General features: G+C 74.8%; 13 protein-coding genes and 1 pseudogene. 8 read left to right on the plus strand and 6 right to left on the minus strand.

Going from position 1 to position 17,687, the window contains the following annotated elements; genetic code table 11:
* Positions 1-114: 114 nt before the first annotated feature.
* On the plus strand, positions 115-2,496 hold the full coding sequence (locus tag AB6L24_RS15825; protein WP_405657179.1) for a hypothetical protein: 2,382 nt from the start codon (positions 115-117) through the stop codon (positions 2,494-2,496).
* Here AB6L24_RS15825 and AB6L24_RS15830 read toward each other — a convergent pair.
* The 4 genes from AB6L24_RS15830 to AB6L24_RS15845 form a co-directional block, all read right to left on the minus strand.
* Entirely contained in the window at positions 2,447-4,858 is a 2,412-nt protein-coding gene (locus tag AB6L24_RS15830; RefSeq protein ID WP_405655873.1) for a right-handed parallel beta-helix repeat-containing protein, read from the minus strand. The genes AB6L24_RS15825 and AB6L24_RS15830 overlap by 50 nt on opposite strands.
* Before the next feature lie 624 nt (positions 4,859-5,482).
* The gene (locus tag AB6L24_RS15835) at positions 5,483-6,088 is read right to left on the minus strand and encodes a hypothetical protein (RefSeq protein WP_405655874.1); all 606 of its coding nucleotides are present in this window, start codon (positions 6,086-6,088) and stop codon (positions 5,483-5,485) included.
* A 214-nt stretch (positions 6,089-6,302) separates the two neighbouring features.
* Positions 6,303-7,136 carry an MOSC domain-containing protein gene (locus AB6L24_RS15840; RefSeq protein ID WP_405655876.1) on the minus strand — a complete coding sequence of 278 codons (834 nt, stop codon included), beginning with the start codon at positions 7,134-7,136 and terminating at the stop codon, positions 6,303-6,305.
* A gap of 45 nt (positions 7,137-7,181) precedes the next feature.
* On the minus strand, positions 7,182-7,655 hold the full coding sequence (locus AB6L24_RS15845; RefSeq protein ID WP_405655878.1) for a DUF6643 family protein: 474 nt from the start codon (positions 7,653-7,655) through the stop codon (positions 7,182-7,184).
* A gap of 291 nt (positions 7,656-7,946) precedes the next feature.
* Between AB6L24_RS15845 and AB6L24_RS15850 the strand changes: the two are divergent.
* A pseudogene (locus tag AB6L24_RS15850) lies at positions 7,947-9,250 on the plus strand (TerD family protein).
* Between the two features lie 25 nt (positions 9,251-9,275).
* On the opposite strand, the gene AB6L24_RS15855 reads toward AB6L24_RS15850, so the two are convergent.
* The gene (locus AB6L24_RS15855; RefSeq protein ID WP_405655880.1) at positions 9,276-10,460 is read right to left on the minus strand and encodes a glycosyltransferase; all 1,185 of its coding nucleotides are present in this window, start codon (positions 10,458-10,460) and stop codon (positions 9,276-9,278) included.
* A gap of 58 nt (positions 10,461-10,518) precedes the next feature.
* Between AB6L24_RS15855 and AB6L24_RS15860 the strand changes: the two genes are divergently transcribed.
* Both AB6L24_RS15860 and AB6L24_RS15865 read left to right on the plus strand, forming a co-directional pair.
* Positions 10,519-11,364 carry a glutamate racemase gene (locus AB6L24_RS15860; RefSeq protein ID WP_405655881.1) on the plus strand — a complete coding sequence of 282 codons (846 nt, stop codon included), beginning with the start codon at positions 10,519-10,521 and terminating at the stop codon, positions 11,362-11,364.
* A 270-nt stretch (positions 11,365-11,634) separates the two neighbouring features.
* The gene (locus AB6L24_RS15865) at positions 11,635-12,186 is read left to right on the plus strand and encodes a hypothetical protein (protein WP_405655882.1); all 552 of its coding nucleotides are present in this window, start codon (positions 11,635-11,637) and stop codon (positions 12,184-12,186) included.
* Here the strand turns inward: AB6L24_RS15865 and AB6L24_RS15870 are convergent.
* Positions 12,143-13,246: an O-antigen ligase family protein gene (locus AB6L24_RS15870; protein WP_405655884.1), complete on the minus strand. Its 1,104-nt coding sequence runs from the start codon at positions 13,244-13,246 to the stop codon at positions 12,143-12,145. The two genes, AB6L24_RS15865 and AB6L24_RS15870, sit on opposite strands and share 44 nt — an antisense overlap.
* A 221-nt stretch (positions 13,247-13,467) precedes the next feature.
* Here AB6L24_RS15870 and lnt point away from each other — a divergent pair, with 221 nt between their 5' ends.
* From lnt to AB6L24_RS15890, 4 genes are all read left to right on the plus strand, one after another.
* Positions 13,468-15,060: an apolipoprotein N-acyltransferase gene (gene lnt, locus AB6L24_RS15875; protein WP_405655886.1), complete on the plus strand. Its 1,593-nt coding sequence runs from the start codon at positions 13,468-13,470 to the stop codon at positions 15,058-15,060.
* Between the two features lie 9 nt (positions 15,061-15,069).
* Complete coding sequence (locus AB6L24_RS15880) at positions 15,070-15,540, plus strand: NUDIX domain-containing protein (protein ID WP_380853539.1); 471 nt, start codon at positions 15,070-15,072, stop codon at positions 15,538-15,540.
* Positions 15,541-15,679: 139 nt separating this feature from the next.
* Positions 15,680-16,387 carry a hypothetical protein gene (locus AB6L24_RS15885; RefSeq protein ID WP_380853537.1) on the plus strand — a complete coding sequence of 236 codons (708 nt, stop codon included), beginning with the start codon at positions 15,680-15,682 and terminating at the stop codon, positions 16,385-16,387.
* 95 nt (positions 16,388-16,482) lie between these two features.
* Positions 16,483-17,676 carry a methyltransferase gene (locus AB6L24_RS15890; protein ID WP_405655888.1) on the plus strand — a complete coding sequence of 398 codons (1,194 nt, stop codon included), beginning with the start codon at positions 16,483-16,485 and terminating at the stop codon, positions 17,674-17,676.
* Positions 17,677-17,687 lie beyond the last annotated feature (11 nt).

Here is a 17,687-nt window from a genome sequence, read left to right on the forward strand (position 1 = left end):
GTGGAGCGCGCCACGGCGGCCCGGACCGCCCGCAAGAACGGACCGGCACACCCGAACCAGCCAGACGGCCCGGGTCCCACGGCACACCCGGACCACGGCGGGGACGCCGAGCCGATCGCCCTGGAGCTCCTCGTCCACGGCGTCGGCGGCACCACGCCCGAGGAGATGCTCGGCGACCCCCGCACGGTCCGCGTGTCCGGCGACGGCACCGCCGCCGTCCACCGCCGCACCGACGACGTGGACGCCGAGTCCCGCCCGGCCGACCACCGCGACCACCCGGTCCCGGAGGCCTACGTCTGGTCCAACCTGACCTCGGGCAACGGCTCCCGCGCCCTGTGGCTGCTGCTCCTGCCGTTCATGGTGGTCAACCTCGCCCACTGGATGCGGCCCACGGCCCGCCGCGCCCAGCGCGCCGTGCGGACGTACGGCCTCCTGGTGCGCCTGATCGCCCTCACCCTCACCGTGCTCCTGGTCGCCGCCGCCTGCGAGATCGCCATCGACCTGACGGCCTGGCAGTGCGCGGGCACCCGCGCGTGCGTCGACGACCACTCCTGGCTCGGCTTCCTCGCGCCCGAGTCCGCCGGGGGCGGCGGCTGGTGGTCGCAGCCCGGCCGCCGCCTCGCGCTCGCCGCGCTCCTTCCCGCCGCGCTCACCGGCCTGCTCTGGTACCTGTCCCACCGCACCTGGAGCGCGTACGAGTCCCAGCAGCCCCTGCCGCACCAGCCGGACCCGGAGGAGACCAGCCGCAACGCCCTGGGCAGGCCCGGCTTCTGGTACGGCCGCAGGCTCGTCGCCCGGCTGCGCGCCGCCCACACGGCTGCGGGCCTCCTGACGGTCGCCGCCGCCGTCGGCGCCTCGGCGGCCCGGTACGACCGCAGGGCCGGCGGGCCCGCACTCCTCGACGTCCTCGGCTGGGCCCTGGAGGCGGCCCTGGTCGCCGGGGGAGCCGTCGTCGTGTGGGTGGTGTGCCGCCGCGGCCGCAGCGAGAACCGCCTCGACCGGCGTCTTGACCGCACCCTGGTGCGCCGGCTGCCGCTCGCCGCCCTCGCCCTGCTCGTCCTCGCCGTCCTGTACGCCGGATGGTCCCGCCCCGGCTGGACCTCGGCCGGACGGCTGCCCGGCAACACGACGTTCGGCGGCATCACCCTCGTCCAGGGCGCCCTGGTGCTCGCCCTCGCCGTGGTCGCCACCCACATCCACCGCACGTCCCCGGACGCCCGCACCGCCATCCGCGGCCTCGGCGGCCCCGCCGTCGCCATGCTGGCCTGCGCCCTCGGCGGCGTGATGTCGGGCGGCGGCTCGCAGCGCGTCGCCGACTGGCTCGACGGGTCGGGCTCGCCCGGCGCGGGCGGCTCGATCGACGGCCCGCCCGCGCTCCTCACCTGGCAGGCCTCCGTCATCCCGCCGCTGCTCGTGGTCGTCGCCGCCCTGTGCGGATGGCTCGCGGTGCGCACCGCCCAGCGGCTGCGCCGGGAGCTGGCCCAGGTGCCGCGCGACTACCCCGACGAGCGCCCCGACACCGCCCGTACGCGCCGCGTCGCGAGCACCCGCGCGGGCGCCGCCCTCACCGACCGGGTGCCGCTGATCGTCGGCGTGACCTCGGCCGCGACGCTGCTGCTCGGCGCGGCGGCCCTGATCGGCGCCTGGGCCACCGGCGAGGTGCCGGGGGAGGCGGCGAAGAGCGCGCCCGGCTTCGTCGAGGGCACCGCCGAGACCGCGCAGGCGCTGGGGTCCTGGCTGATCGGCCTCGGCTTCATACTGTTCGTCACCTGGGGCCGCCGCGCCTACCGCGACCCCTCGGCCCGCCGCACCATCGGCATCCTGTGGGACGTCGGCACGTTCTGGCCGCGCGCCGCCCACCCCTTCGCGCCGCCCTGCTACGCGGAGCGCGCGGTGCCCGACCTGACCTGGCGCATGCACACCTGGACGCGCGCCACCGGCGGCCGCCTGGTCCTCTCCGGCCACTCGCAGGGCAGCGTCCTCGCGGCGGCAGCGGCCTGGCAACTGCTGCCCTCCGTACGCAAACGCGTCGCACTGCTCACGTACGGCTCACCGCTGGAGCGCCTCTACGGCCGCTGGTTCCCCGCGCACTTCGGGCCCGCCGCCCTCAGCTCCCTGCACCGCGAGGTCGACTGCTGGCGCAACCTGCACCGCCCCACCGACCCCATCGGCGGCCCCGTCCGACTGCACGGCGACTGCGGCCCGCAGGTCGACCGGGAGCCCCTGAAGGACCCGCTCGCCTACGGCCGCACCGAGGCCCACCCGCTGCCCGCGCCGATCCTCGGGCACGGCGACTACCAGGCCGACCCGGCGTTCGCGGAGGAACGGGGGCGGCTGCTCGCCCGGCTGCGGCCGGCGGTGCCGGGGCCGAGGCCGGAGGGCGCGGGGGCGCGCGAAGCCGCTGCGGGGGTGGACGGGACCCCGGCCGTGGCGGCGACGCCCGAAGCTACAGCAGGTCCGGAAGGTCCGGCAGGTCGTCCGAGTACAGCAGGGTGAGGTCGTCCGTGCTCGGCGCGCCGAGCTGCGCGACCCGGCCCGCGTGGCGCTCCACCATCGCCTCGAACGTCTGCCGCGCCGTGCGGCCGTTGCCGAACGCCGGGCCCTTCGGGATCGCCGTGAAGTACTTGAGCAACGCCTCGCCCGTGCCCGGGCCGAGCGTGTACTCGTGCTCATCGGCCTGCTGCTCGACGATGCGAAGCAGCTCGTCGGGCGCGTAGTCGCCGAAGGTGATGGTGCGCGAGAAGCGGGACGCCACACCGGGGTTGACGGACAGGAACCGGCTCATCTCCGCCGTGTAGCCCGCGACGATGACCACCACCGCGTCGCGCTGGTCCTCCATCAGCTTCACGAGCGTGTCGATGGCCTCGCGGCCGAAGTCCCGCCCGGAGTCCTCGGGGGACAGGGCGTACGCCTCGTCGATGAACAGCACGCCGCCACGGGCCCGTTCGAAGGCCTCCTGGGTGCGGATCGCCGTCGAGCCGATGTGCTCGCCGACCAGGTCCACGCGGGACACCTCGACGAGATGGCCGCGCTCCAGGACGCCCAGCGAGGCGAGGATCTCGCCGTAGAGCCGGGCGACGGTCGTCTTGCCGGTGCCGGGGGAGCCCGTGAACACCAGGTGGCGGCGGACGGAGGCCGCCTTCAGGCCTGCCTCCTGGCGGCGCCGTCCCACCTCGATCATGTCGGTGAGGGCCCGCACCTCGCGCTTGACGCTCTCCAGGCCGACCAGCGTGTCGAGTTCGCCGAGCACGTCCTTCGACGAGCGCGACTCCTGCTCGGGAACGGTCGGGACGGGCTCCTGCGGCTCGCGCCGTGCGGGCACCGCGCCGAGCAGCCCCGCGGACTGCGTGGCCGTCTGCGTGACCGGCTCCGGCGCGGCGGGGCGGACGCTCGCGCTCTCGTCGCTCGTGCAGTCCTCGACGAGCGGCCCGTCCTCCGCGAATTCGTAGCCTCCGCGCGCGCAGCGCTCCGTACGGCACCTGCGCAGCGTCGTACGACAGCCGTCGATCACATGGAAGCCGTAGCCCCCGCTGCCGACGACCTTGCAGCGGTCCATGCTGCCGCGACCGCCCGCGGAGACGTAGAAGCCCGCCTCGGCGGGGGAGGTGACGGTGCACCGCTCGATCGTGGGGTCGGCGCCCTTGGTGACGATCACGCCCGTCTGGGTGCCGTCGACCGTGCAGCCCGCGAGGACGCCGCCGCTGCCGTGGTCGCGGAACCAGGCGCCGGTCGCGGCCTCGCGGATGCGTACGTCGTCCAGCTGGGCGGTCGCGCCGTCGCTCACCGACACCGCCGTGTTGCGCACCTGCGTCAGGTCACTGTCTATGACATCGACGCGTGACCCCCGGTCCAGGACGAACAGCGCGTCCGGCACGTCGTGCACCCGGCACGACTCCAGGACGGCCGTCGCGCCGTCGCTGACCCACACGGCCGGATAGTCGCCCGTGCTGTCGTGGATCTCGCACTGGTTGGCGTCGACGCGCGTGCCCGGGTCCCACACCGACAGGCCGTTGCGGCCGAACTCGCGGACGGTGGTGCGCGTCAGCGTCAGGACCGAGCGCGAGCGCAGGTCGACGGCGTTCTCCGGGATGTCGTGGATGCGGCAGTCGGCGAGGGTGAGGACGGCGTCGGTGTCGAGCGTGACGCCGTCGGACGTGGTGCGGTGCACGTCGCAGTCCGTCAGGTGCGCCGTGGCCCGCGCGGTGATCTGCACGCCCGAGCCCTTGATCTCGTACACCTCGCAGCCGACGGCCTCCAGGCCGCTGCCCTCACCGGTGACGGACAGACCGGCGCCCGAGGCGTGGTGCACCCGGCAGCGCTCCAGGCGCGGGTGCCCGCCGCCGCGCACCGCGACGCCGGACTGGCCCGCGGAGACGACCTCGCACTCCTCGAACACCCCGCCGCCGCCGTCGAGCACGCCGATGCCGATGCCGCCCGGGTTGTCGACCGTGCAGCGGCGCAGTGTCGGGCGGGCGCCGCCGCGCACCTCGATCCCGGCGGCGGAGCGCGTCATCACCCGCACGTCCGTCAGCTCAGGGGCGCCGTCCTCGATGAGCAGCGCGGGCGCGGCCGAGTCCTGGCCCTCCACATGGAGGTCCTGCACGAGCGCGGACGCCCGTACCGTCAGCGGCACCCCGTCCACCGGCGCGATGCGCACGGAACCGGGGGAGCCCTCGGGGCCGCGCAGCGTCACCGCGCGCTGCACGACGAGGTTCTCGCGGTACGTCCCCGGGGCCACGGTCAGGACGTCCCCGTCGCCCGCGGCCTCCAGGGCGGCCGCCAGCGATGCGTACTCGCCTGTGCGGCGCCGCCACCGCGACGTACCGGTGTGCGTCACCTGGACCGTGCCCTGTGCCATGGAGTTGCTCTGCCCCCACCTCGAAGTTCGCGGGACCTCGCGCCCGCGCGCAAGGAGACCGAAGAGTTCGCCCGGTCCACCGTAGCGCGCGGAGGGAGGGGGAGTTGACCTGATGGCCGGGCCCACGGGACGGTCCCACCTGCGCAAGCGCGTGCTGGTCGGGTGCGCGGGTGTCCGGGGCGGCTCGGTCGGGGGGTGGCGTGTGCGTGTACGTGGGTGTCTGGGGTGGCTTGGCCGCGGTTGCCGGGCGAGGGGCGCCGGCGCGGTGCTCGGCTGCTCAAGGGATGTCGTGCTCGCGCCTTCGGGTGCCGCCGGTGCTCGCCCCGCGCGGGCGGTTCGTGTGGACGCCTGCCGGGGTGTCGGCGTCCACGCCGCTCCGGCGCTTCCGTGCTCGCTCGCCCAAGTGTCTCGCCCAAGTGTGCCGAAGTACGCCCCCGCGAGCGTCTGCGCTCGCCTCCCTCAGGAGCCGTACCCGCTCGCTCCTTCGTCGCTCAAGTGCCCGACGCTCGCGTGCGCGACTGTCCGCGCCCACATTCCCCGGCGTCACCGGGTTCGCCCGCCCGACTGCCCACACCCGGCCTGCCCAAGGCCACGCCCCCGCCTGCCCGAAGCGCCCACGCTCGGCTACGCTCCCGTCCCCGCCCGTCCCCAGTCCGGCCCCGCCTTGTCCCAGGCCTGGTCCCAGCGGGCGTACCGGCGGCGGACCGCGCGCCAGACGATCAGGCGGCGGGTGCCTTCGACGAGACCGGCGCAGGCGAGGGCGGCGCCGAGGCCGGCCAGGGCGGCGTGGGTGGTGGCCGTGGCGGTGTCCAGGGGGCGGCCGACGATGTTGCCCTCGGCGTCGGTCCAGACCCGGAACCGGTCGCCGGGGTGCGGGGACTTGAGGTCGGACGCGACCGTGCCCGCGCGGCCCGAGCCGTCCGGTCCGGTCCAGCTCGCCAGCACCCGGCGGTGCGCGTCGCGCGCCGAGGAAGTCTCGGGGTCGGGGTCGAGCGGGGGCTGGTCGAGCTTCTGCAGGACGGTGGCGGTGACGCTGTGCCGGGCCTCGCGCTGGGCCTGGACCGACCGCAGCAGCGCGTCGTGGGTCAGGACACCGGCGACCGCGCCGACGACGGGGGCGGCGACGACGATCAGCACGAGGGCGGCGAGCGCGAGCCAGGCCTCGGCGAGGTCGGTGCCGCGGCGCAGCGGATTGTGGCGCCAGCGCCAGAGTCCGGCGATCGCTCGCACAGTCCTGCACCCCCTTCCGCGTCCGTGATAACCGCGAACGGCACGGCGCACGCCCGGAAGGCGGGAAGAGAGAGCGACATCACCCCGCGCGACCGCGCGCCCTCACCCCGCCGGGCCCCGCCCGCGCGCCGCGGGTGGGGCAGCCGGGCCTCACCGAGCCACCATCGGCTTCAACGTCCTTTCACCGACGTCGAGTTCCCCGCCACGGCGGCGTTCATTCGAGGATCGTCAGCGGGTCACCGATTCGAATGGTTCCGGTCGATTCCGGGATCAGATTCAGACCGAAGAGCAACTGGTCACCGCTGCGGCGATGGTGGGCGAGGGTGCGCAGCGGCTCCTTGCCGCGCTCGGCGGTGCGCTGGTCGGTGGTCGTGACGACGCACCGCGCGCACTTCCTGGCCACGCGGAACTCCACGTCGCCGACGGCGAGGCGGGACCAGTCGTCCTCCGCCCAGGGCGCGACGCCCTGCACGACGACATTCGGCCGGAACCGGTTCATGGGCAGCGGGCCCTCGTCCGCGTGGTCGCCCTGCGCGATGAGGGAGTTCAGCGCGTCCAGCGAGGACAGCGTGGTGAGCAGCAACGGGAAGGCGTCGGCGAAGGAGACGGTCTCGCCGGGCCTGCTGTACGCCGCGTTGATCGGGCGGCGCGTCTCCGGGGCGTCCAGATGCCCCAGGCGCACGTCCAGGTCGAGGAAGGCGCTGAACCAGGCGTCCGCGGCGGGATCGGCCGGGACCGCCTCGGACTTGTCCCGCAGGAACTCCACCGGCACGGTCTCCCCGGGCTCCGGGACGCCGACGGCGAGCGGCTCCCTGCCGGGCGCGGACACGCGTATGCCGCCGTCGGCCAGTGGCTCGACGGCGGCCGACGCCAGGCGCGGATGGGGCCGTTGCGTCACGGCCCGGCCCGCGCTGTCGATCAACACCCATCTGCGGTCACCCGCGAGCCCCCAGGGCTCCACGACGGCCTCACGCGCAGCGTGCCCCCCGGCCGCCTTCAGCGGGTGGATGTGGATCGAGTGGATCGAGACGGGCGCCGGAGTCGACATGCGGCCATCCTGCCAGCGGACACTGACAGCGACGGCCGCCGCCGATCAGTAGCCGCGGTACTGCCGGTTGTACGGGTCCTCGTGCGGCGCCGGGGCCGGGCGGGGCGCCGCGGGGCGCATGGCCTCGTAGCCCGTACCACCCATCGGGCGCTGCTGCTGCGGGCCGGGATAGCCGCGCGGGGCTCCGGCCTGCTGCGGGATGTACGGCGCCGGGGCCTGTTGCAGCGGTGCGGGCTGCGGGGCGGGCGCGTAGCCGTACGCCGGGTTCGGGTGGGCCGCGGCGGGCATGGGCGCCGGGGCCATGGCGGCCGCGGGATAGCCCGAGGGGCCGGAGGGCAGGGCGGGCAGCGCGGCCGGGAGGGCGGGGAGGTTGCTGCCCGTGTCGTACGCGGAGGGGACCCGGATCGGGGCGATCTGCGGGGTGCCCCGCTCGGCGACCAGCGAGTCGTAGATCGGGGTGTCCGGGAAGGACGGCGCGGAGTAGTAACCGCCGCCATAGGTGGAGCGGGGGGAGGTCATGCTCCATAAGTTAAGCCCTTGATGTGCTGGTTGGGGAGACCGATAAGAGGGTTGTTTTACGTGTCGCCAGGGGCTGCGTATCCCCAATGCGAGCGAACGTGGGAAAATCGGTCGCGCGGCGACGTACGGATCGTGTAAATAGCGCGTTCCTGAGGGGTTACTCGTGGTCGACCGGGGGCTGTCGAGGAGCGTTGCCGGGACCGCGTGTACGCCTCTTCGAATGCCAGGTAATAGGTTGGGCGGAACGCAACGGCGGCCCGGACGACCCGGCAACTTGTGATGGGGGCAGACATGTCAATGGCCAAAGGTTCGAATGTTCCCGTCCCGGCACCCGCGGTGCGGGTCGAATTGGGATGGGGATCCGGGCCGGGGGTGCCCGACGCCGACGCCTCCGCGCTGTTGCTCGACGCCTCCGGGAAGGTGCGCTCGGACGCGGACTTCGTCTTCTACAACCAGGCGACGCACGCCTCCGGAGCGGTGCGCCACGAGGGCAAGCAGTCCTCGGGCGGCGGCGTGACCGACTCGCTGGTCGTCGACCTCGCGCGCGTGGAGCCCGCCGTGGAGACGGTGGTCCTGGCCGCGTCCTCGGACGGCGGCTCGTTCGGCAAGGTCCCCGGCCTGCACGTCCGGGTCGTCGACGCCGCCAGCGGCGCGGAGATCGCGCGCTACGACAGTGCGGACGCCAGCGTCGAGACGGCCTTCGTGCTCGGTGAGCTGTACCGCCGCCAGGGCGCCTGGAAGTTCCGCGCCGTCGGCCAGGGCTACAGCAGCGGCCTCGAAGGCCTGGCGACGGACTACGGCATCTCGGTCGACGAGCCCCAGCAGGCCGCCCCCGCCGCCCCGCCGGCCCCCGCGCCCACCCCGGCCCCCGCGCCGCCGGTCGCCGCCCCCGCGCCCCCGTCGCCGCGCCCGCCCCCGCGTCCCCGCCGCCGCCCCCCGCCGCGCCCGCCCAGCCGGTGCGCCTCACCAAGGTCACGCTGACCAAGGAGGCGCCGTCGGTCTCGCTGACCAAGCAGGGCGGCACGTCGGGCGCGCTGCGCGTCAACCTCAACTGGGAGGTGCGCAAGCAGTTCAAGGGCTGGGCCAGCAAGCTCGGCCGTGCCGTCGCCATGCACGCGGACCTCGACCTCGACCTGTGCGCGCTCTTCGAGCTCTCCGACGGCCGCAAGGGCGTCGTGCAGGCGCTCGGCAACGCCTTCGGCGCGCTGAACCAGCCGCCGTACATCCTCCTCGACGGCGACGACCGCACCGGCGCCGTGTCGACCGGCGAGAACCTCACGGTCAACCTCGACCACTCGAACGAACTGAAGCGCCTGGTCATCTTCGTGACCATCTACGAGGGCGCGCGCAGCTTCGCCGACCTGAACGCCACGGTCACGCTGACCCCGCAGCACGGCGCGCCCATCGAGTTCTCCCTCGACGAGTGCACGGTCCCCTCCACGGTCTGCGCGCTCGCGCTCATCACCAACAACGGCGGCGAACTCACCGTCCAGCGCGAGGCCCGCTACCTGGTGCCCGAGCGCGGCGTGAGCCCGCAGCGGACCATCGACTACGCCTACGGGTGGGGCATGAACTGGACCCCCGGCCGGAAGTGACCCGCACGCCGCGGGAGTCCCGGCCCTAGGGCCGGGACTCCTCCGGCGCGGCCGTGTCGGGGCGCGCGTACGTGCGGCCCTTCCAGGCCGCGCCGCGACCCCGGTAGTGCTGGACCGCGGAGTCCACGGTCATCAGGAGGTACAGGAACGCCGTGACGGGCAGCGTGAGCGCCAGCCACGGGGGCTGGCGGTAGTAGCGCAGCATCGGCAGGTACGTCGCGGTCATCACGGACCACGCGAGGCCACCGCACAGCACGGCGCCCGCCGTGCCCGTCGCGAGGCCCGCGAACAGCGCCACCGGCGGCGCCAGATACACCACGGCGAGCCCGGCCACCGTCCCGACGAGCAGCGCCGGGCTGTGCCGCAACTGGGCGTACGCGCTGCGCGCCACCATCCGCCACAGGTCCGCGAGCCGGGGATAGGGCCGCACGCTGTCGACCCGGTCGGCGAGCCCCAGCCAGATGTGTCCGCCCGACCGCTTGACCGCCCGGGCGAGCGCCACGTCGTCGATGACGGCGTGCCGGATCACGTCGGGGACCCTGGCCCGCTCGGCCGCGTCCGCGCGCAGCAGCACACAGCCACCGGCCGCCGCCGCGGTCCGCCCGCCCTTCCGCGCGATCCAGCGGAACGGATAGAGCTGCGCGAAGAAGTAGACGAACGCGGGGACGACGAGTCGTTCCCACAGGCTCGCCACCCGCAGCCGCGCCATCAGCGAGACGAGGTCGTAGCCGCCCGTCGTGGCCGCCGCCACCAACGTCCGCAGGCTGTCCGGCCTGTGCGCGATGTCCGCGTCGGTGAGCAGCAGGAACTCGGGCTCGCGCGCGCGGGCCAGGGCCATGCCGTGCCGCACCGCCCAGAGCTTGCCGGTCCAGCCCGCGGGCGGCTCACCGGGCGAGGTGACGGTCAGGGGCAGCCCGCCGTACCGCTCCGCGAGGGCCCGGGCCAGCGTGCCCGTGCCGTCGCCGCTGCCGTCGTCGACGAGGAACACCTCGGCCCGGCCCGGATAGTCCTGCGCGAGCAGCGACGGCAGGCTGGTCGGCAGGACCTCGGCCTCGTCCCGCGCGGGGACGACCACCGCCACCGACGGCCATCGCCTCGGGTCCCGGCGCTGCGGAAGGCGGTGCCCCGTACGCCAGAAGAAACCCTGTCCGACCAGCAGCCACAGCCACGCGGCGAGCGAGGCGGCGGCGATCCACACAACGGCGCTCATCCGCCGCAGTCTGCCCCACCCCGCCGGGCTTGTCCGGCCCATCGTCTAAGGTGACCGGGTGAAGATCGCGCTGATGGACTCCGGTATCGGACTGCTCGCCGCGGCCGCGGCGGTACGGCGCACGCACCCCGGCGCCGACCTCGTCCTCTCCTCCGACCCGGACACGATGCCCTGGGGCAACGCGCCCGAGAAGGTCACGGAGCTGGCCCTCGCCGCCGCCGAGGCCGCCGCGGCGCACCGCCCGGACGCGCTGATCGTGGCCTGCAACACCGCGTCCGTGCACGCCCTGCCCGCGCTGCGCGCCCGCCTGGAGCCCGAGCTGCCCGTCATCGGCACCGTCCCGGCGATCAAGCCCGCCGCGGCCACCGGCGGCCCCGTCGCGATCTGGGCCACGCCCGCCACCACCGGCAGCCCCTACCAGCGCGGCCTGATCGAGGAGTTCGCCGCGGGCGTCTCCGTCACCGAGGTGCCCTGCCCGGGCCTCGCCGCCGCCGTGCAGGAGGCCGACGAGGAAGCCATCACGCGCGCCATCGAGGCCGCCGCCGCCCTCACCCCGCCCGATGTAACGACCGTCGTCCTGGGCTGCACCCATTACGAGCTGGTCGCCGAACGCATCCGTGCCGCCGTGCAGCAGCCGGACGCGAAGCGCCTCGCCCTGCACGGCTCGGCCGAAGCCGTCGTCGCACAGGCGCTGCGCCGGATCCGCGAGCGAGCCATCGACGCCGTCGACGCCACGGACGCCGAGAGGCAGACGGACGACACGTACGACGCCGAGGACGCAGACGGCGCCGAAGGCACCCTCACGGTGCTCCTCGGCGGTCGCGAGGCAGCGCTCCCGAGCGCCGCGCTCACGTACGCGGAAGGCCGCCTCCTCGCGGCGTCCGACCCGCTCCTCAAGGCCTGACGGCTCGAAGGCCCGCCGAAGTGCGGCGCCCGCCCGCCTGAGGCAAGGCGGCGCTAGACGGTCCGAGGCAGGCCTTGGCCTCGACGGACCGGGGCGAGGCGGGCCTCGTACCTCCGGACCCGTACCCGCCCGCTGTACCCGTACGGAACAGCGCTCCCACGCCCCTCACCGGCCACGACGCCGTGACGCGGGCGGGCCGGGTGTCCAACCGGAGGAGTGACCTTCCGCGACGCGGTGCCGTGGACCCGGAAGATGAGTACTCTCGATTCCATGACGGACCACGCCCCCAGCGAGCGGGTCAGCTCCGAACAGCAGCCCGAGATCTGGACCGGACGCGCGCGAAACCGTGGCCAGTGGCTGTTGGCCTGCGGCGGTGCCGCGTGTCTCGCCCTGGGCATCGACCTGGCCGTCGAGGCCCTGTGGCCGTCGGGGATCCTCCCGCTGATCATGTCCATCGTCGGCCTCATCGCCGTCGGCCTGCTGATCCTCTTCGGCACGCTCGCGTTCGTGCACGTCGCCGTGAAGGTCGACAAGGACTCCCTCGAAGTGCGCTGCGGGCACATCGGGGTGCCGCGCCGCCGCATCCCGCTCTCGCACGTCGTCGGCGCCGACTTCGCCCCGGCCGTGACGCCCCGGCACTGGGGCGGCTGGGGCTACCGCTGGCGGCCCGAGCAGGGCACCGCCGTCATCGTCCGGCGCGGCGAGGGCGTCGTCCTCAGCCTCGGCGACGGCCGCAAGTTCACCGTCACCGTGGACGACGCAGAGGCGGCCGTCCGCGTCATCCGGGAGCGCCTCGGCCTCCCCGGGACCGCGCCGGTCTGACCCGGGCTGGGTCCTCGGCGTCCTCCGGCTCCTCGTGCAGGGGGCGGGCCGTGGCGATGCCCGCGAGCAGTCCCGCGCCCACCGTCACCGACGTCACGCTCAGCGCGTTGCCGACCGTCGCCACGCCCGCGAGCGCCGTCAGGGCCGCGCCCGCCGAGAGGACGACCTGCGTGGGGCGCGGCGAGCGCCACAGCGCGAAGAGCAGCCAGCAGAACGCGGCCGCGAGCAGCGCCACCCCCACGAACCCCTGCTCGGCCCCCTGCTGCAACAGCGCCGAATGCGGCTTGTCGTCCACGAGCACACCCTCGGCGGCCGACGGCGCCGCGTCGCCGAACCGCCCCGGACCCACGCCGAGCGCCGGATGCGCCCCCGCCAGCCCCTCCGCGTCCTGCCACACCCGCACCCGGTACGGGCCCAACTGCCCCTCCAGGGACGACCGCAGCCCCTCCGGCAGCGCCCCGCGCGCGACGGCCCAGGCGAGCCCCGTCACCACCGCCGCGGCCACCGCGAACCCGCTGAGCCCGAGACCCCGGCTGCGCACGAGGGCCGCCGCCAGCGAACACAGCACGATCCCGGCGCAGGCGATCACCCCGGCCGTCGACCCGAGCAGCGCCGCCGCGAGGACGATCCCCGCCGCGAACACCCGCAGACCGGCCCGCAGCGCCGCCCCGCGCGCCGACCACGCCGCACAGCAGGCCGCGCCCGCCGCCAGGGACAGAAGTGCCGCGGTGGCGCCGATCGGCCCGAGCGGCGAGGAACTGACGGGCCCCGGCGTGACGTGCGGCGCCGCCGCCGCGAGGCCGACCCCGGCCAGTGCCCCGACGCAGGGCGCGGCGACCGGCAGCAACGCCCCCGCGACGCGCCCGCCCGCGTACCCGGCCGCCACCGCGAGGATCGCGAGCAGCACTCCGTCGGGACGGCCGCCCCGCACCCCGGTCGTGATCAGCGCCCAGGCGGCACACACCGCGAGAACCGCCATGCCGCCGACGTCCGCGCCTCCGCGCCGCTCCGCCGCCCGACCGCCCGTCGTGGCCGCCGCGGGCGTCGCGGATGCCTTCATCGCCCCCACCCCCGCCGCCCCCGATCTGTGCGGCCCCGACCGTATGGCTTGATCTCGTCGCACGTCAGGACTTCGGAACACGCTAGCGGCTGGGACCACCAATTGTGGAGATCTTGCGCAGGAACGATCCGGCGGAGGTACGGGACGAGCCCGCGTCGCGGGCGTCCGGGCGGCCCGGACCGCGGTGTCCGCGGCCAGGTGACGCGCCGTACACTCCCCGAGTGACCGCCACCACCGCTCCCAGCGCAGCGCCCGAGCAGACCGCACCACTGCCCGGCCCGGAGACGCGCGCCGAGCGGATCCGCAGACGGCTGGTTCCCGGCGGGGCGGCGGTGCTCGCCGGTGTGCTCCTGTACCTGAGCTTCGCGCCGCGGGAACTGTGGTGGCTCGCCCCCTTCGCGTTCGCCGTCCTCGGCTTCGTCCTGCACGGGCGGCGCCCGAAGTCCGGCTTCGGCCTCGGGCTGCTCATGGGCCTCGGCTACTTCCTGCCGCTGCTCTCCTGGACGGGCGTCGACGTGGGGCCGCTGCCGTGGATCGCGCTCGCCGTCGCCGAGACGCTGTTCGTGGGCCTGACCGGCCTGGGCATCGCCTTCGTCTCCCGGCTGCCGGCCTGGCCGGTGTGGGCCGCGGGCGTGTGGATCGCGGGCGAGGCCGCCCGGGCCCGCTTCCCCTTCGAGGGCTTCCCGTGGGGCAAGGTCGCCTTCAGCCAGCCCAGCGGCCTGTTCCTGCCGCTCGCCTCGCTCGGCGGCACCCCGCTGCTCGGCTTCGCGGTGGTGCTCTGCGGCTTCGGCCTCGCCGATGTCGTACGCCGTCTCAAGGCCGATCCGCGCGCGCGTGACCGTGCGCTCGTCGCGTCCGCCGCGCTGGCCGTCGCCCCCGTCGTCGCCGGGGCCGCCGCCATGCCGCTGGTGGCCACCGGCGCCGAGAACGGCACCGCGACCGTCGCCGTCATCCAGGGCAACGTGCCGCGCATGGGCCTGGACTTCAACGCCCAGCGCCGCGCCGTCCTCGACCACCACGTGCGCGAGACCCTGCGCCTGGCCGCCGACGTGAAGGCGGGCAAGGCCAAGCAGCCCGACCTCGTCCTGTGGCCGGAGAACTCCTCCGACATCGACCCGTACGCCAACGCCGACGCCTACGAAGTCATCGACAAGGCCGCCAAGGCCATCAACGCCCCCGTGTCCGTGGGTGCCGTCGTCACGGGCAAGGACGGCAAGCCCCGCAACCGGCAGATCCTCTGGGACCCGAGGACCGGTCCTGGCGCCACCTACGACAAGCGGCACCTCCAGCCGTTCGGCGAGTACATGCCCTACCGGAGCTTCTTCCGCGTCTTCAGCTCCGACGTCGACCGCGCCGGGATGTTCGAACCCGGCACGGAGCCCGCCGTGTTCGACATGGCGGGCACCGGCATCGGCCCCGTGACCTGCTACGAGGCCGCCTTCGACGACGTCGTCAGGGACCAGGTGCGCGAAGGCGCCGAGATCCTCTCCGTGCCAAGCAACAACGCCACGTTCGAGCGCAGCCAGATGACGTACCAGCAGCTGGCCATAGACCGGGTGCGGGCCGTCGAGCACGGCCGGGCCGTGATGGTCCCCGTCACCAGCGGCGTCAGTGCCGTGATCCGCTCCGACGGTTCGATCGCGCAGCGCACCGGGATGTTCACCGCCGAGTCGCTCGTCGCGGACGTGCCCAGGCGCACGTCGCTGACGCCCGCCACCCGCGCCGGGGTCTGGCCGGAAGTCGTCCTGGTGCTCGTCGGCGCCGCCGGGGTCGGCTGGGTGATCGCCCGCCGTCGCGCCGGAGCCGCCGGTTAGGGTCGGATCATGGCTACTCCCGACTTCATCCGCACCCTGCGCGCCGACGCGGGCCATCAGCTCCTGTGGCTCCCCGGAGTCACCGCGATCGTCTTCGACGACGCGGGCAGAGTCCTGCTCGGCCGCCGCGCCGACAACGGCAAGTGGTCGGTCATCGGCGGCATCCCGGACCCGGGGGAGCAGCCCGCGGCGTGCGCCGTGCGCGAGGTCTTCGAGGAGACCGCCGTGCGCTGCGTCGCCGAGCGCGTGGTCCTCGTGGAGGCCCTCGAGCAGGTCACGTACCCCAACGAGGACGTCTGCCAGTTCATGGACATCACGATCCGCTGCCGGGCTGTCGGCGGGGAGCCGCGCGTGAACGACGACGAGTCCCTGGAGGTCGCGTGGTTCCCGCTGGACGGGCTGCCCGATCTGCACGAGACCGGGCTCTTCCGGATCAAGCAGGCCATGGCGGAGGGGCCCACCTGGTTCGACCGCGGCTGAGGGCCCGTCCTCGGACCCGCCCGCGCTCCGGCGGCAGGACCGGAGCCGTGGTGACGGCCCGGCACAGCATGTAACCTGCACGGATATTGTCCGCGCGGCGGCCCGCACGCCGCCTCAGCACTCAGAACAGGGGCGGGAGTTGAGCCGGAGGACCTACGGCCTGACGCTGCGCGGGCTCGCCTGCGTGCTGCTGGCCTGGCAGGTCTGGCTCATCTGGCACCTGAGCACCTACGACGGCACGACCGCCGTGTGGTCGTGCGACAGCGGGGGCTGCGGCAGCGAGCAGTTCGCGTCGATCGCACCGGAACTCGGCATCGCGTCGGCCGCGCTGCTCGGATTCGTCGCCGCGCGGTTCCTGCACCGTGCGACGGTGGGCGCCGTGATCGCCCTGAGCGCGGCCGGGGCCGCCGCGGGCTGGTACGACGCGGTGTCCGACGGACGCGTCGACTACGGCACGGTCACCGACTTCATGCTCGTCGTGCCCGCCGGGCGGCACACCGTGGCGGGCTGGCTGACCTTCCTGTGGTCGGTCGCCGCCGCGGGCGGTCTCGTCGCCGTGTGGGGCGGCGCCGTCAGCCTGCGCCGCACCGCCGCCCTGCGCAGGCTGCGCGCCGACTTCAGCACCGCGGCGGCCCGCCTGGAGGGCTGGCGGCCGGTGCGCGGCAGACGCGGCGAGGTCACCGTCGTCTTCCACGACGTCCAGGGCGCCCGCCACGCCGTGCCCGTCGTCGTGGACCGCACCGCCCTGAACCGGCCCGTGCTCGCCGTGTACGACCGCAGCCGCCCCGCGGACCCCCGCCGCACCCGGGTCGCGGTGCCCCGCAGGCAGCGGTCGCGCTCCTTATGAGCCACGCGGCACGCCGCCCGATCGCGGCGGGCCCGGCCGGTGCCCCGCACCTGGCGGGACGGCCGGGGCGCGGGCTCCGTTAGCCTGAGGGCACGATGAACCGTTTGAGCACGTCATGGGGCGCGTACGACCTCACCCGCTTCCCGGAGGACCCGCGCGACACCCTGCGGGCCTGGTCCGCGGCCGACGCCTACCTGCTGCGGCACCTGGCGGGCGCCGAGGACGACGCGGGCGGGGAGGACGGGGAGGGCGGGAAGCCGGTCGCCCTGGACGGCACGGTCGCCGTCGTCGGGGACCGGTGGGGCGCCCTCACCACCGCCCTCGCCGCGCACCGGCCCGTGCAGATCACCGACTCCCACCTCGCCCGGCAGGCCACCCTCGCGAACCTCGCGCGCGCCGGTCTCCCGGCCGACGGGGACCGCCTGTTGACGACGCGGGACGCCCCGCCGGAGCGCGTCGACGTGCTCCTGGTGCGGGTGCCGAAGAGCCTCGCGCTCCTGGAGGACCAACTGCACCGGATCGCCCCGGCGCTGCACGCGGGCAGCGTCGTCGTCGGCACCGGCATGGTCACCGAGATCCACACCTCGACCCTGGATCTTTTCGAGCGGATCGTCGGCCCCACGCGCACCTCGCTGGCCCGCCAGAAGGCCCGCCTGATCTTCAGCACCCCTGACCCCGGGCGCACCCCCGGGCCCGCCCCCTGGCCCCGGTCGTACGTCCTGCCGGGCGACTCCGGCGCGGGCGCGGGCCTGACCGCCGTCAACCACGCGGGCATCTTCTGCGCCGAACGCCTCGACATCGGCACCCGCTTCCTCCTCCAGCACCTGCCCGCGAGCAGCGGCGACGCCCACGTCGTGGACCTGGGCTGCGGCAACGGCATCCTCGGCACCGCCGCGGCCGTCGCCAACCCCGACGCCCGGGTCACCTTCGTCGACGAGTCGTACCAGGCCGTCGCCTCCGCCGAGGCCACCTTCGCCGCGAACACCGCGCGGGACTCCGCTGCCAAGGCCGACTTCGTCGCCGGGGACGCGCTGACCGCGATGCCCTCGGAGTCCGTGGACCTGGTCCTCAACAACCCGCCCTTCCACAGCCACCAGGCGACCACCGACGCCACCGCCCAGCGCATGTTCCGCGGCGCCCGCGCCGCGCTGCGCCCCGGCGGCGAGCTGTGGGTGGTCGGCAACCGGCACCTCGGCTACCACGTGCGCCTGAAGCGTCTCTTCGGGAACGTCGAAGTCGCCGCGAGCAACCGCAAGTTCGTGATCCTGCGGGCGGTCCGGCGGTCGTGAACGCGGGCCCC

Origin of the sequence: Streptomyces sp. RK9, from assembly GCF_045070545.1 — a bacterium.
GTDB lineage: Bacteria > Actinomycetota > Actinomycetes > Streptomycetales > Streptomycetaceae > Streptomyces > Streptomyces alboflavus.